The 15,570-nt window shown below is 32.6% G+C and carries 17 protein-coding genes; 10 read left to right on the top strand and 7 right to left on the bottom strand.

The window, feature by feature from the left end; all coding sequences use genetic code 11:
- Positions 1–191: 191 nt before the first annotated feature.
- Together Q9Q97_RS04195 and Q9Q97_RS04190 are read left to right on the top strand one after the other, a co-directional pair.
- The gene (locus tag Q9Q97_RS04195) at positions 192–794 is read left to right on the top strand and encodes a hypothetical protein (protein WP_306154909.1); all 603 of its coding nucleotides are present in this window, start codon (positions 192–194) and stop codon (positions 792–794) included.
- A 28-nt stretch (positions 795–822) separates the two neighbouring features.
- On the top strand, positions 823–1,449 hold the full coding sequence (locus Q9Q97_RS04190; protein ID WP_306154907.1) for an MCP four helix bundle domain-containing protein: 627 nt from the start codon (positions 823–825) through the stop codon (positions 1,447–1,449).
- 46 nt (positions 1,450–1,495) lie between these two features.
- Here the strand turns inward: Q9Q97_RS04190 and Q9Q97_RS04185 are convergent, their stop codons facing one another.
- From Q9Q97_RS04185 to Q9Q97_RS04155, 7 genes are all read right to left on the bottom strand, one after another.
- On the bottom strand, positions 1,496–1,909 hold the full coding sequence (locus tag Q9Q97_RS04185; protein ID WP_306154906.1) for a nuclear transport factor 2 family protein: 414 nt from the start codon (positions 1,907–1,909) through the stop codon (positions 1,496–1,498).
- A 5-nt stretch (positions 1,910–1,914) separates the two neighbouring features.
- Positions 1,915–2,436, bottom strand: a complete 522-nt coding sequence (locus tag Q9Q97_RS04180; RefSeq protein WP_306154905.1) for a TetR/AcrR family transcriptional regulator — start codon at positions 2,434–2,436, stop codon at positions 1,915–1,917.
- A gap of 231 nt (positions 2,437–2,667) precedes the next feature.
- Positions 2,668–3,510, bottom strand: a complete 843-nt coding sequence (locus Q9Q97_RS04175) for a DUF2911 domain-containing protein (RefSeq protein WP_306154904.1) — start codon at positions 3,508–3,510, stop codon at positions 2,668–2,670.
- Positions 3,511–3,579: 69 nt separating this feature from the next.
- Positions 3,580–4,242 carry an HAD family phosphatase gene (locus Q9Q97_RS04170; protein ID WP_306154903.1) on the bottom strand — a complete coding sequence of 221 codons (663 nt, stop codon included), beginning with the start codon at positions 4,240–4,242 and terminating at the stop codon, positions 3,580–3,582.
- Between the two features lie 199 nt (positions 4,243–4,441).
- A complete protein-coding gene (locus Q9Q97_RS04165; protein WP_306154902.1) occupies positions 4,442–5,158 on the bottom strand; it encodes a tRNA threonylcarbamoyladenosine dehydratase in 717 nt (238 codons plus the stop codon).
- A 163-nt stretch (positions 5,159–5,321) separates the two neighbouring features.
- Positions 5,322–5,969 (bottom strand): TatD family hydrolase, encoded by a 648-nt coding sequence (locus Q9Q97_RS04160; RefSeq protein ID WP_306154901.1) that lies wholly within the window; start codon positions 5,967–5,969, stop codon positions 5,322–5,324.
- Positions 5,969–6,568 carry a DUF1684 domain-containing protein gene (locus Q9Q97_RS04155; protein WP_306154900.1) on the bottom strand — a complete coding sequence of 200 codons (600 nt, stop codon included), beginning with the start codon at positions 6,566–6,568 and terminating at the stop codon, positions 5,969–5,971. Before Q9Q97_RS04155 ends, Q9Q97_RS04160 begins: the two co-directional genes overlap by 1 nt.
- 99 nt (positions 6,569–6,667) lie before the next feature.
- On the opposite strand from Q9Q97_RS04155, the gene Q9Q97_RS04150 reads away from it, so the two are divergent.
- The 8 genes from Q9Q97_RS04150 (at position 6,668) to Q9Q97_RS04115 (ending at position 15,491) form a co-directional block, all read left to right on the top strand.
- Positions 6,668–7,885 carry an MFS transporter gene (locus Q9Q97_RS04150; protein WP_306154899.1) on the top strand — a complete coding sequence of 406 codons (1,218 nt, stop codon included), beginning with the start codon at positions 6,668–6,670 and terminating at the stop codon, positions 7,883–7,885.
- 166 nt (positions 7,886–8,051) lie between these two features.
- A complete protein-coding gene (locus tag Q9Q97_RS04145) occupies positions 8,052–8,417 on the top strand; it encodes a BlaI/MecI/CopY family transcriptional regulator (RefSeq protein ID WP_125720928.1) in 366 nt (121 codons plus the stop codon).
- A gap of 7 nt (positions 8,418–8,424) precedes the next feature.
- The gene (locus Q9Q97_RS04140) at positions 8,425–10,053 is read left to right on the top strand and encodes a M56 family metallopeptidase (protein WP_306154898.1); all 1,629 of its coding nucleotides are present in this window, start codon (positions 8,425–8,427) and stop codon (positions 10,051–10,053) included.
- Between the two features lie 55 nt (positions 10,054–10,108).
- Positions 10,109–10,270: a hypothetical protein gene (locus Q9Q97_RS04135; RefSeq protein ID WP_306154897.1), complete on the top strand. Its 162-nt coding sequence runs from the start codon at positions 10,109–10,111 to the stop codon at positions 10,268–10,270.
- A gap of 7 nt (positions 10,271–10,277) precedes the next feature.
- A complete protein-coding gene (locus Q9Q97_RS04130) occupies positions 10,278–10,646 on the top strand; it encodes a BlaI/MecI/CopY family transcriptional regulator (protein WP_008468912.1) in 369 nt (122 codons plus the stop codon).
- Positions 10,647–10,657: 11 nt separating this feature from the next.
- Positions 10,658–12,514, top strand: a complete 1,857-nt coding sequence (locus Q9Q97_RS04125) for a M56 family metallopeptidase (RefSeq protein WP_306154895.1) — start codon at positions 10,658–10,660, stop codon at positions 12,512–12,514.
- Positions 12,515–12,596: 82 nt separating this feature from the next.
- The gene (locus Q9Q97_RS04120) at positions 12,597–14,039 is read left to right on the top strand and encodes a serine hydrolase (RefSeq protein WP_306154894.1); all 1,443 of its coding nucleotides are present in this window, start codon (positions 12,597–12,599) and stop codon (positions 14,037–14,039) included.
- A gap of 24 nt (positions 14,040–14,063) precedes the next feature.
- Positions 14,064–15,491, top strand: coding sequence for a serine hydrolase (locus Q9Q97_RS04115; RefSeq protein WP_306154893.1), 1,428 nt, complete (start codon positions 14,064–14,066; stop codon positions 15,489–15,491).
- Positions 15,492–15,570 lie beyond the last annotated feature (79 nt).

Raw genomic sequence — 15,570 nt, 5'->3', positions numbered from 1 at the left:
TGGTAGCGGCATCCTTTTGTCTCGTTTCTTTAACGAGACAAAAGATATAGCGGACAGCAGGAAACAGCTTCTAAAAATTATAAAAACTATTTCCTTCAAATACCAATTCTTCAATTTTTGTAAGTAAAAAAAGATTATTTTAGTGCGATATAATACTACCACTAAAACCAAACTAATTTTAAACTGAAGAAATGAAGATTTCAGACGATTTAGAAAAGCTATTGCCATTTGGATATCTCTTTCTGATAATGATGGGAATACTGAAGGACAGCATCTATTATTATCAATTCGGAATTAATATATTAAGATATTCTACTATAATGGATGTTTTAATAAGTCCGATCGCTGAATTTACTTCAAATCCAATAATTCTGGGAGCGATAATCATACTCTTTGTAATTCATTTTTACCTTCCTTCATTTTTGGCTAAGTATAAAAATGTGGCGTATGTAAAAAGATCTTTTGAGTTAAAATCAACTGACGAATTAACTGCTGCAGAAGCCAAAAGCTATTATAATTCTATTGCCATAAAATCTCTTGTAGTTTTCTTGCTATCTTTTTTTCTTGGTTACGGACTTGCTGGAGGTTATTTTACGACAAAAAAATTGAAAGAAAACAAATTGGATTATAGCTTTCAGATCGATTTTAATGAGGGAGAATCTAAAAATGTTTATGTTATTGGAAATAACAGTTTGTACTATTTCTATTTTGTTAAAGGGGATAAAAAGATCAAGATTACTCCTTTGGCATCTATAAAAAATATAGAGCTTATTGAAAACAAAATGATTGATTAAAGTTTTAGTCACCTAAAAAAACAGCGTTATGAAAGATCAAAAAAAATACAGCAATAAAACCAAAGCTGCTTTTATTCTGTTAATTGTAATGCTGATTATTTTACTAGGCAATTTTAATACGCTTCGAAATTCCAAAAATGTAAATGATAATATCAATGCGATTTACAAAGATCGTTTGGTTGTGGCGCATTATATTTTTCAATATTCTAAGCAACTTCATTTTATAAAAGCTGAAGCTGAAAAACTGAATTTAAGCGATAATATTAAAAAAGATGAAATTATTCATACGCTTGATATTATTCATGATATTGATGATTTGTACGCTAAAACAGTTTTAACCAATAAAGAAAAACAGTATTTTGATGCTTTTTTGAGTTCTTGCAAAGAAATCAATAAGCAGGTTGAAAGTAAAAATTGGGATAAAATAGCCAATTCTAGTGCAGGAGCTTTAAAAACTTTAGAAGCCCTTTCTCAAATTCAAATCAAAGAAGGAAAAGCGAAACTTGAAGCGGCAAATGCCATGTATAATAAAAACAATGTCCTTGGCCAGCTTCAAATTGCGCTGCTCATAATTCTAGGAGGAATTACTTTTTATCTTCTGATTAAGAAAATCAAAAAAACAATCAAAATTCCTGAACCACCTAGTATGAATTAAATTCCAATATCTAAAATTCCAAATTCCAAGTTTTACTTCAAAACCATTACTTAAATTTTCTGTCTTCTTCAGAAATTTGAAGATCGTTTATGCTGGCAAATCTTTTCTGCATTAGGCCATTTACATCAAATTCCCAGTTCTCATTTCCGTAAGCACGAAACCAATTTCCATCAATATCTTGGTATTCGTATTCAAATCTTACAACAATTCTATTATCGGTATGAGCCCAATATTCCTTTGTTAACTTGTAATTTTTCTCTTTTTTCCATTTTTCTGTCAAAAAAGGAACGATTTCATCTCTTCCGTTGACAAATTTATCTCTGTTTCTCCATTCGCTGTCAATGGTATACGCTTTTGAAACTCTTTCGGGATCTTGACTGTTCCAAGCATCTTCTGCCAATTGGATTTTTTCTAATGCCGTTTCTAAAGTGAAAGGTGGCAACGGTAATTTCTGTTCCATAATCTTTAAATTAAAGTTTGAATTATTTTTTTTGATTGTTCTATTAACTGATCTGACTTAAAAAGCTGACTTTCGATAATACAGCTTTCAAATAGCAGATAAACATGATCTGATAACAAATCATCGTTTAAATTATCTCTAAAATAAGTCCGTAAATCACTTTTATGATTCTGGATAACGCTAAGTATCTTTACATTATCTGACGGAATCTCTGAAAGTATATTTAGAAAACTGCATCCTCTGAAGTCCTCTTTTTTATTCATAAAAATCAAAAAGTCAAAAGACATCTCAATCTTTGAATGTGAATCTTTGGCATTTGCAGTAAATTTTAAAAGCTGATCAAACCAATAAGAATGGCGCTTTTCTAAAAAAGCAACACACAAATCTTCTTTTGATTTGAAATGCTGATAAAAACTAGCCTTTGCTACTTTGGCCTCTTCAATAATCTGATTTATTCCCGTAGCATTATAACCTTGTTTGTGAAACAAGTTAAAAGTCTTTTCTAAAATTCGTTCTTTTGGTTGCATATCAAATTATTTACACAGCAAATATAATACTTTTTAAAACATACAGACAAGTCTGTCTATATTTATTTTCAAAAAAAAACACAAAGCTTGTGAACTTTGCGTTTTTATTACGTTCTATATTTAAAAAACCTTGCGCACTTTGCGTTTAAAAAAAACAAAAAAAAATTCCAAAACCCGAAAGCTTTGGAATTTGATATTTTAAAATTGGAATTTAATAATGCGCCAGCATTATTATCTGCTCCACTCCGCGATACTGTCTTTGTTCAATTTTACGTAGTCAGCGTTATTTGCCGCTTCAGCAGATGCTAAAGAAGCTTTTGCCGTTTCAACTGCACCTTTTTTATCACCTTGTTTTGCTTGTATTTGAGATTTTAATCTTAATACATAGTATGGTTTGTCTGTACTCATATCCAAAGCTTTGTCCACGTAAGTTCTAGCAGTTTCGATATTTCCGTTTGCTTGGAATAAATATTGAGATGCTGCAAAATAATCGTTCCAAGTTGGACCAGCTAAAGCTTTATCAATACTTGCTGTTGCAATTTTAGCAGTTGGAACTTCAAATTTTAAAGCTACATGAGAGTTTTCCCAAGCAATATCTAAATAACCAAAATTTGGATCTAAACCGTTAATCCCAATTGTAAATGTTTCAACAGGAGTTGGCAATGCCTCTTCTTTTACAGTAGTTTTTAAAGCTACATAAGAATCGCTCCAGTTTTCTGGCAATCCCCAGTTGTCTGTAGAAAGATAGAAAATGATATCCCAGCTTTCGATTCTAGGAACAGTATAAATCGCATATTTTCCTTTTTTTAGCGTTTTTCCATCGATAATTACATCGTCGCTAAAATTGATGATCGTATTTTCGTTTGCTCCTGTTCTCCATAGTTTCCCAAACGGAACCAAATTTCCGAACACAGCTCTTCCTCTTGCTCCCGGTCTTGAATACGTAACTTCAACATCGGTTAAACCAACAGTTTGTTTAATATATCCTTTTGGACTTGCTTGCGGTGTTTTTACTTGTGCTTCTGATGCTAATGGAGCTAGGATCAGGGCTAAAGCAATAAGTAGTTTCTTCATTATTTTAAGTTTTATTTTTTATCAAATTTACAAATTCAATCAGCTAACAAATGTTAAATTTTATATAATTCAAGCCTTTAACTGTGATATTTTTTCTGCATTTAACTCGTTAAAATGATCGATAACCAAGTCCGCTTCTGATAAATCCTGATGGTGCGAATGCTCGCTCTTGTATCCTACACAGTAAATCCCTGCTCCTTTTGCCGCTTTGATACCATTTGTACTGTCTTCGATGATGATACATTCTTCTTTTGGCGCCACAGACAAGGAAGCCGCATGAATAAATATCGCCGGATTTGGTTTTGACTGCGGAAAATCTTCTCCGCTCACAATATGAGTAAAATACTGGTGCAGATTGAATCTTGTAAAAACACGATCGATTGTTACTTTAGAAGCCGAAGAAGCTAAAATTAATTGTATTCCGTTCTTATACAAATCCTTAATTAAATCTTCAACACCATCCAAAAGATACAAATCTTCTTTAGTATCAAAAGCATCATTAAAAATAGTTCTCTTTCTCTGAATCAAATCTTCCACTTCCTGTTCGACAGTCGGAAAATAACTTTTCAAAGTTTGAAACGTATTTCGAGTCGAGAATCCTGTAAATGTGGTGTACATTTCCTCAGGAACTTCTATATTCAATTCTGAAAATTGTAAATAATAAGCATAACGATGAACAGGCTCTGTGTCAACAATTACGCCGTCCATATCAAAAATTACTGTTTTAATCATTTTTTTTAAAGGTGCTATACTGAGCTACTAAGGTACTGAGTTGCTAAGCTTCTAAGGTTTTATTTCTATTGTGCTTTACTTTTTCAAAGTTTTGAACTTTGAAAAAGTTGCTTTTAATTTATTTATAAGTCTAAAAAACTAGATTCTGTGTCCTGTAGCAAAAAAAACTTAGCACCTTAGAATCTTAGCATCTTAGCACCTACTTTTTACTCAACAAATATCTAATCACTGTTTCAGCAGCATGCAAACCAAATAATCCTGGCATATAGCTGTTTGTTCCGTAGAAAGACTTTTTAAAGTTTTTTCCGTCTGTTAATTTTAAGCTTTTTTCGTCTTGAATTTCAGAAGAAAAAACCACTTTCAATTTATTGATTTTTAATTCTCTTAGACGTTTACGAATGGTTTTAGAGAAATAACAGTTTATGGTTTTAGAAATATCCGCCACTTTTACTTTAGAAGCCAGCATTTTTCCGCCAGCGCCCATACTGCTGATGATTTTTACTCTATTGCGCTTGGCACCCATAATTAAATTTAATTTTGGCGTAATGCTGTCAATACAATCTAAAACATAATCAAATTCTGGAGAAACGATTTCGAAAGCGCGTTCTGGAGATAGAAATTCTTGAACACGAGTTAAATTTAATTCTGGATTAATATCCATTAAACGATCTCCGACAATCGTAATTTTAGGCTGACCAACTGTTGAATGCAAAGCTGGCAATTGACGGTTAATATTCGTAATATCTACAACGTCTCCGTCTACAATTGTCATGTTCCCTACTCCTGCTCTCGCTAAAAATTCTGCTGCAAAAGATCCAACTCCGCCTAGTCCAACGACCAAAACGTTAGCTTTTTTTAAATTTTCTAATCCTTCTTTAGTAAACAAAAGCTCAGCTCTTTCTGTCCATTCTGCCATATATTCTTATTTGTTGTTTTTTTTATTTATTGTTATTTTTTTGTTTCACGTTTCAAGTTTCATGTTTTAAGCTTCATGTTTCACGTTTGTCAGGCTGAGCGGAGTCGAAGCCCTTTGCGCCCTTCGACTTCGCTCAGGGTGACAAACCTTAAATGAAAATATTTCACTCTCCAAAGACACTTTTATAATTACTTGAAATAATCTCTTGCAATTCTTTTATATCTAAATCTTTATATTCGGCCGCCAATTCATAAACCTGTACAATTGATTCTTCAGTGGTATCGGTTTCTAAGAAAAAACGATCATTTGGAACATTCTGAAAAACCGTTTTTAAATCTGGATTCTTTAATAGATATTTTCCAAACGAAAGATGAAATCCAGCATTAATTAATTGTTGTGCCAACTGATTGTTCTTTGCAAAACCATGAATAATCATCGGAACTTTTATATTCTTTTTTTTCTTAATCGCCATAATTTCCTGGAATGCGGCAACACAATGTATAACGACTGGTTTCTTATATTTTTCTGCCAATTCTAATTGCTTTTCAAAAACCGAAAGCTGCAACTCAAACGGCACTTCTATCCTTTTGTCTAAACCGCATTCCCCTATTGCCAAGCAATTTTTGGTTTGCAGTTTTTCTTCTATAATTTTCAAATCTTCATCAATTCGATTTTCCTCAATATACCACGGATGGATTCCGATAGAATAAAATGGAATTTCGGTATCAAAATCTTTCGGATACTGGTTAACCAGTTCTAAAACATTAGATTGATTGGTAAATTGATGGGTATGAAAATTAAAATATTCCATTAATGAAAAGCTTTTACGCCTGCTTTGATTTCAATTTTTAAATCATTTTCCTGAGGCACCAACGGACAAGAATACTTGTAGTTATAAGCGCAATACGGATTGTAAGCTTGGTTAAAATCGATTGTTATGGTGTTTCCTTTTGGAACTTCTAAATCAATATATCGGCCGCCAATGTAGCTTTGTTTTCCGCTTGTTAAATCTGAAAAAGGCAAGAAAAGATGATTCTCATATTTTTCCTGAACCAAAAGTTCTAGACTTTGATAAACGGCAAGTGAAAATGATTTTCCGTTTATTTTGAAGTTTAAAGTCCCATATTTAGTATACTTTGATGTACGGGCTCCAGAAGTTTTCATGTCAAAAGCTTTTCCGCCTTTAGCTTTCACGAGCGTCGCATTCACAAAATAAGTTTCAGAAATAGGAAAAAAATCTAAGCTTTTGAAAGTCTTCAAATCTTCAGCCATTAACGGACTTGTCTTAGGATCAGCGTATTCTGAGTTGATTTTCTTTTGAAATTTTTGAGCATCAGCTTTGCTAAATTTTTTTTGAGCGAAGCCAAAATTAAAAACCAACAATAAAGCTAGGGCGTTTATAGTTTTCATCTTAGAAATTTTATGCAAAAATAGTTCAAAAGTAACAAAACGACAACCACTTAACGAGACAAAGTTTCCTAACTTTGTGACGATAATTTATCAAACAAAATGCTTAAAAACGCCCTAACCCACTACATTAACAACTTTAGAGGTTTTACCCGAGAAGTTTGGATTCTTGCTATCATTACTTTTATTAACCGCGCCGGAACAATGGTTCTTCCTTTTTTATCCAAATATTTAAAAGAAGATCTTCATTTTTCGTACAATCAAGTCGGGTGGATTATGGTCGCGTTTGGTTTAGGATCTATGTTGGGCTCTTGGCTTGGCGGTAAATTATCAGATAAAATCGGGTTTTATAAAATCATGATTTTTAGTTTATTCACCAGCGGAGTTTCTCTTTTCTTTGTACAATACATTACTACTTTCTGGGCTCTTTGCGCAGCGATGTTTGTTCTTATGACCATTGCAGATATGTTTCGTCCTGCGATGTTTGTGTCTCTCGGAGCGTATGCAAAACCCGAAAACAGAACTCGCGCGCTTACGTTGGTACGTCTCGCTGTAAATCTCGGTTTCGCTGCGGGTCCTGCCCTTGGTGGATTAATTATTATGGGAATGGGTTATTCTGGACTTTTCTGGGTTGATGGTGCGTCTTGCATTATTTCGATCTCGATTTTTGCTTTACTAGTAAAAGAAAAGAAAAAAGCAACTCATGACGATAAAGCAGAAAGCGCTGCGGAAATAAAATCGGTTTTTCATGATAAGATTTTCTGGGTTTTCTTATTTGTAAGTTTTATTACAGCCATGATTTTCTTCCAATTGTTTACTACTCTTCCTTTATATCATAATGAAAAATTTGGCTTAAGCGAATTCCAAACAGGTCTTTTAATGACACTCAACGGTCTATTAATCTTTTCTCTCGAAATGCCAACGGTTGGCTTTTTAGAACGAAAAGCGTTTCCTAAAATCCGAATTATTATTATAGGTTCTTTTGTAATGGCTTCCAGTTTCTTCTTACTTCTCATCAATTTCTGGGCTGGAATTTTGGTGGTGAGCATGGTTTGCATTTCTATAGGAGAAGTTTTGACTTTCCCTTTTTCTAATGCATTTGCTTTAAGCCGTGCACCACGCGGACAAGAAGGCCGTTATATGGCGCTTTATACAATGAGTTTTAGTTTGGCTCATATTATCAGTTCTAAGCTTGGGTTTGAAATTATTACTGGATTTGGCTATCAAATTAACTGGCTGTTTATGGCTTGCATTGGTGTTGTCGCTACGGGATGCTGCATTTGGATTAAGAATGCCTTAGTCAACGAGAAGATTTCGTAAAAAACTTTTAACTTTTTAAAATACTATAATTCAATTTATTACCATTAAATTTGAATAGCATTTCTGCGCTTGAAATCGAAATCAAACTTAATTTTTAGTTAAATAACTATTTTTATAGTTGTGTAACTAAAAAAATAGTTGTATATTTGAATTAAAATTAGAGAAGATGCAGAAGTTAACAAACAAAGAAGAAGAAATTATGATGATTTTATGGAAGCTTAAAAAAGCTTTTGTAAAAGAAATTCAAGCCGAAATCACAGAAGATCAGCCACATTACAACACTTTATCGACTATTGTGCGTAATCTGGAAGAAAAAGGATATGTGGGACACAATGCTTTTGGAAACACCCATCAGTACTTTCCAGTTGTTGCCATTGAAGATTACAGAAAAGGATTTATGAAAACTGCTATCGACAACTATTTTAATAGTTCTTATAAAAGCATGGTTTCCTTTTTTGCTAAAGAAGAAAAAATTTCAGCAGATGAATTGCGTGAGATTTTATCGATGATCGAAAATAAAAACGAAAAATAATCGGTTTATGGAAGCAGTTTTCATTTATATCGCCAAATCAAGCAGTTTAATGCTGGTGTTTTATTGCGCTTATTACTTTTTATTACGCAAAGAAACATTTTTCAATAGCAACAGATGGTTTCTATTATCTGGTTTGATTGTCTCAGCAGTTTTACCATTACTGACTTATACAAAGGTGATATGGACGGATACAGTTTCTTATGTAGATGCAAATATTCCAACGACGATCATAAGCAGTCCGCAAAACGAATCGGCTGAATTTAATTGGAATTACATTATTCTTGGTCTTTATGGCCTTGGTCTTTTAATCTTTATCATAAAACTGGCAATTGATTTTTATAGCTTGAATTCTATTATTAGGGGAAAAAAAATCAAACAGCAAGCCGATTTTAAATTTATAGATATCAACGAAAACATTGCGCCTTTCTCCTATTTTGAATATATCGTGTACAACTCATCACTTTACACGCCTTCAGAATTAGAAAGTATAATTGAACACGAAAAAGTGCACAGCGATCAAAACCATACATTAGATGTATTGATTTCGAGAATCTTCAGTATTATTTTCTGGTTCAATCCGATTGTATGGCTTTATAAAAAAGCAATAACTCAAAACTTAGAGTTTATTGCTGACAGTGAAGCTTCTAAAAAACTTTCAGACAAAAAAGCGTATCAATACACGCTTTTAAAAATAACAACACACGAAAGCTGTGTTGCAATCACCAATCATTTTTATCAATCATTAATCAAAAAACGAATCGTCATGTTAAACAAAAATCAATCAAAAAAGAGGAATTCTTGGAAGTATTATACTGTAATTCCGGCTTTGACTGCTTTTGTGCTGTTATTTCAAATAGAAGTAGTTGCAAAAGAAAGGCAGCAAAAGGTGGAAACAGCAGTATCTAACGAAATTAAATCGATGAACGTCTTTACAATCACGAAAAAAACGACAGATAGTGAACTTCAGGATTTAAAGAAGAACTTAAAATCAAACTACAACATTGATTTAGAAGTTTCTGACATCAAAAGAAACTCAGAAAATTATTTAACAGCTATTAAAGTTGATGTTGTCAATGGCAAGCAAAAATCTCAATCTATACAAAGTGGTGATCAGGCCATCAAAGATTTTGGAATTGCTGTTATTGTAAACAAAGACGGCACAATAAAAGCTGGTATTAAAACTTTTGAAGAAAAAACTGCTGTCAGCAAAAAAGCAACTGCAAATAATAATGCAAGCAAAACTTCTAAAACAGCAACAAGCAACAATTTAACTACTAATACAGAATCCAATGTTAACACTAATTCTATTACTAGTACAAAAACTGACAGTAATACTAATACAAATACTAGCACTATTGTAATTATTGATAATGACAATAAAACAAACACCAAAGTGATCACTACTACTGATGAAAACACTTCTATTGCGGTTTCAAACGGAGTAAAAATTAATGCAAAAAAAACAGGTTTTCCGCTTGTAATTGTAGATGGAAAGGAAATGCCTGCTGATTTTGATATTGAAAGTCTAGGAGTTAATAATGTTCAATCAATGAAAGTTCACAAAGGAGTTGAAGCTATTTCTTTGTTTGGAGATAAAGGCGCAAATGGAGTAGTTGAAATTAAAACCAGAAAATAATTTCTTTTTAATAAAAGACTATTTTTCAATCATTTTAATCAAAAAACAAATCATCATGTTAACCAAAAATCAATCAGAAAAGAGAAATTCGTGGAAATATTATGTGTTGATTACAGTACTTGCCGCTTTTTTTCTGCTATTTGTAACGAAAGTTACTGCAAAGGAAAAACAACAATTTGTAACGGAAAGTGATTCAAACATTGAAAACCAAAAATAAATCAGAAATGCAAAAACTGACCAATAAAGAAGAGGAAATCATGCACATTTTATGGAAGTTGAAAAAAGCTTTTGTAAAAGAAATTCAAGCAGAGATTTTAGAAGACCAACCGCATTACAACACTTTGTCTACTATTGTTCGTAATCTGGAAGAGAAAGGGTATGTGGCGCACAATGCTTTTGGAAATACGCATCAGTATTATCCAGCCGTAAGCATAGAAGATTATAGAAAAGGTTTTATGAGCACTGCAATCGATAATTATTTTAATAGCTCATACAAAAGCATGGTTTCTTTTTTTGCCAAAGAAGAAAAGATTTCTGCAGATGAGTTACGTGAAATCTTAGACATGATCGAAAATCCAAAAGAAGGTAAATAATCAAAATAGTTATGGAAGCACTTTTCATTTTTATCCTAAAATCAAGCGGTTTATTAGCAATGTTTTATTTTGCTTACATTTTTTTACTTCGTAAAGAAACTTTTTTCAACAGCAGCCGCTGGTTTCTAATTGCCGGATTAATTACTTCTGTAGTTCTGCCTTTTGTAGTTTACACTAAAGTAATTTTGGTCGAAGCGCCACCCGCTCCCACTCCAGCTCCTGTGATTACAACATCGTCGACTAATATTCAAAATATTCCAGTTTCACACGATAATGTGACTTCTTATGAAGCAAAATACTCTCCTACAAGGGTAACCGTTGTTGAAGAAGAAAATTTTGAAATCAATTGGAGTTTAGTTTTAGCAGCAGTTTATGGAATAGGTTTCTTGGCTTTCATGATCAAATTTGGACTTGATTTCTACAGCCTTAATGCTGTTTTAAAAGGAAAAAGAATCGAACAGCAGGAAGATTTTAAATTTATCGATGTCAAAGAAAACATCGCTCCTTTCTCCTATTTCGATTACATTGTATATAACTCATCACTATATACAGCGGCAGAATTAGAAAGTATTTTGGAACATGAAAAAGTGCACAGCGATCAAAAACACACCATTGATGTTTTGATTTCGAGAATCTTTTGTATCCTCTTTTGGTTTAATCCAATTGTATGGCTTTATAAAAAAGCTATTTTGCAAAACCTTGAATTTATAGCAGACAGTGAGGCTTCTAAAAAAATTGCCGACAAAAAAGCGTATCAGTACACGCTTTTAAAAATAACAACGCATGAAACTTGCGTTGCAATCACCAATCATTTTTATCAATCATTAATCAAAAAACGAATTGTCATGTTAAACAAAAATCAATCAAACAAAAGAAATTACTGGAAATATTCGGCGGTAATTCCTGCTCTTGGCGCCTTTATTCTTTTATTTCAAATAAAGACTATTGCGCAAGAAAAGAAACAAGACGAAGTTTCAATCATCCAAAAAGATACTATTAAAGACATTAACGAAACGATCAAGATTACCAAAAACACAACAGATAAAGAGTTAAATGAACTTCCTGGAAAGTTAAAATCTAACCATAATCTTGATGTTGAAATTTCGGATGTAAAAAGAAATACGAAAGAAGAATTAACAGCGATTCAGATCAAAGTAAAATCGGATTCTGGTAAAAAACAAACCATCAAAATTGACGGTGACGAAGCGATAAAAGACTGCGAATTAGCCATTGGAACAGACGAAAAAGGTACAAAATCTATCAACATCAATACCGATAGAAACTTTAAAATGCCAATAATCATTAGAAACGAAAGAGTTATTGTTCGCAATCACGAAGGCGCTGATGTTGCTGCTCCCGTACCACCATCACCTCCAGCATTTCCTTCTGGTCCACTACCGGCTGCTCCTGCTATTGATATGTCAAAAATGCCAAAACCGCCAGTTGCTCCTAAAAATCCAAAGGATAAAGTAGCGATGGCAAATTTTGAAAAACAAATGGAGGCATTTGAAAAGCAGATGGAAGCGTTTGAACCGCAAATGGAAGCTTACGAAAAACAAGTAGAAGCTATTATGTCTCAAAGATCTGAAATCTATGAAAAAGAAATGGCTAAATATGAGATTGCCATGGAGAAATTTGCTGCCAATATGGAGAAATTCAATTTTGATTTTAAATTCAATTTTGACAATAAAAACCTCGAGATTGATATGAAGCAATACGAACAAGACATGAAACAGTATGAGCTTGATATGAAGCAGCACGCCAAAGATATGAAACAGCATGCTAAAGACATGAAGCAACATGAAAAGGATATGAAGCAGCATGAGAAAGACTTGAAGGAAATGGAAAAACAGAATAAAAAAGCCTAACCAATTCATTTTACTTTAAAAACCAGTGTTTTATTCACTGGTTTTTTTATCCCTAAAATTATTAACGTATTAAATTTTATAGATGAAAAACACAATCTACAGCTTTGCTATGCTTATTGTTTTCCTAAATTTTTCATTTGGACAAAATAAAAGCAATAAAGAAACAGAACAAAAAATTGATCAATATTTAAAAGAAATAATAGAGATAAATGAAATTCCTGGTACGGCTGTCGCTGTAATAAAAGACGGCAAAGTTATTTATGAAAAGTACTTTGGAAAAGCTTCTTTAGAAGAAAATATACCAGTTGATAAAACGACCAGTTTTAAGGTCTTTTCTACCACTAAATTAATTACAGCAGTCGGAATTTTTCAATTGATAGAAAAAGGCAAAATCGCCTTGAGCGATCCAGTTTCTAAATACTTGAGCGATCTTCCAAAAGAATGGCAAAATGTACAAATAGGCAATCTTTTATCGCATTCTTCGGGGCTTCCAGATTATTTCAAATATACAGACTTCCCATATACAGCTCCTTACTTAGAAAGAATATCTTTTTTAGGTCAAAAACCAATACAATTTACTCCAGGAAACCAGTATAGTTACAATCAAACCAATTATTTATTGTTGACCAAAATAATCGAAAAAATAACGGGGCAAACTTTCGAAGATTATATTTTTCAGAACCAGTTTCCAGATCATGGATCTGATGTTTTCTTTTGTTCGGATTTCGCAAAATTAACTTCGAGTGCCGTTCGTTACACTTATAATATTGAAACCAAAAAATACCAGCAGATTACTTTTAACAGCGGTCCAGACTCTCATTCGGCAAATGGTTTAAACATAACACTTTCACAATTAATTAAGTGGAATCAAAATTTAGATAACGATTTGTACTTAAAAAAAGAAACAAAGGTCGCAATGTGGTCACCTTTCCAATTTACTAACCAAAAAGATGTTTTTGCTTATGGCTGGGAATGTCAGCCTGTAAACAATCATTCGTCGTACGGATTTAGCGGCGGAAATGTAACAGCATTTAGAAAATTTCCAGACAACAATCTGACTGTGATTTTTTTATCAAACAGCAATAAATATATGTATTTGCCTGCTTTTGATGATGTTGTTTATCGAATTGGCGGTATAATTGATCCTTCGCTTATCAATTTGAAAGAGGAAGAGAAAGAAAACATAACCATTAATTTCTTAAAGCAAGATTTTACTAAAGCAAAAGACTATTATTTCGCTGTAAAAAAGCAGCATCCAGATTGGAATTTTGAACAGCGTTTGAATTTAATTGGTTATTCTTTGATGAGAAGCGATCGCTTAAAAGACGCTACTAAGATTTTTGAATTGAATGCAATTGAACATCCAAATTCTGGAAATGTTTATGACAGTTTAGCGGAGAGTTATTTTAAAAATAATCAGCTGGAACTTTCTAAAGAAAATTATAAAAAATCATTAGCGCTTACACCAGAAAATTCGAACGCGAAAGAAATGCTCAAAAAAATTGATGAATTATTAGCCAAATAAAAATCAATTAAAATAGTAACCAAAATGAAAAAGTATCTCTTACTTCTATTTTTGTCTTTTACTGTTTGCGCTCAGCAAAACAAAGCCGAAAAAGATATTTTTATAGCAATGGACAAAACTGCTTCATTACTTTTGAATAAGTCAAAAGCAAATTCCATTTCTATTGGCGTTGTCAAAAATGGTAAAACCTATACGCGCCATTATGGGGAAATAGATAAAGGAAAAGAAAATATTGCCAACAATAATACTGTTTTTGAAGTTGCCTCGATAACCAAATTATTTACGGGACTTCTCACTGCACAAGCCGTTTTGGAAGGAAAATTAAATCCTGATGACGATATCAGAAAATATATTACAGGTTCTTATCCGAACTTAGAATACAACGGAACGCCAATAACGATTAAAGATTTGGTTTCTTTTAGAACTGGTTTTGCTAAAGATTTGCCTGATACTGATGAATTACGGAAAAATAGAAATGACAGCAGCTATTTGGCGTTCAAAAAAATAGATGAATCGTACACTCGCGAAAAATTCTTCGAAGATCTTAAGTCTATGAAATTGGATACTTTGCCTGGAACTAAATTCAAATACAGCAACGGTAGCCTTAATCTTACTGCTCATATTTTGGAAAATGTCTATCAGAAAAGTTATGAAACCCTTTTGAAGGAAAATATTTTTTCAAAACTCGACATGAAATCTAGTGGTATAAATTTAAGTCCAAATACTGTTATCGCAAATGGTTATAATCTCAAAGGAATTTTAATGCCAACTATTTCAGATAATCTTTGGGGAGCTGCTGGAAGATTAAAATCTACTTTAGGTGACTTAACTAAATTTATTAATTATGAACTAAATACAAAGAATAAAATTGTTCAAGAATCGCAACGAAATCTCCTAAATAGCCCAACAACTTGGAACGGTTATTTCTGGGATTATATTCAAGTTGACGAAAACGGAAAAAACTGCTGGAAACATGGCGGTGCATTCGGAACTCAAAATATGTTAGTTGTTTATCCCGAACGTCAACTAGGCATTTCTATTATTGTAAACATCAGTGATGAAAATACCGGAAATGCAATTGGCGAAGCTATTGTAAGACTTTCTAATGATTTATTGAGCGAAAATAAAAAACAAACCGGTATTTATGGCTATAAAATCATTGGTGACAATGTTTTTTTTGTTTACGAACATGACAAGAATTTAGATTCTAGTTTAGTTAAAAGCGTATCCATAGCGGGTTCTTTCGATAAATGGAATCCAAACGACCAGAATTTTCAAATGATAAAGAAAAACAAAAATACATTTGAATTGGTCATTCCGAAATCTCAATTTGAAAAAAACACGACTCATCTTTTTAAGTTTGTCATCAATAAAACAGGCTGGATGGAAGCTCCTAGAAATGCCATAAATAGACAAACTGAAGGAGATGAAAATCTAATTCTCAAATTTTAAATACTTTTACATTTTACTGCTCAAAAGACTTTGCTTCAAACACAAAGTCTTTTTTTATATCTTTGAAAAAACAAATCTA

This window comes from Flavobacterium sp. DG2-3, assembly GCF_030730925.1.
Taxonomy (GTDB): Bacteria; Bacteroidota; Bacteroidia; order Flavobacteriales; family Flavobacteriaceae; genus Flavobacterium.
Note: the sequence above shows the minus strand (reverse complement) of the source record. Positions and strands in the feature narration are given on the sequence as shown.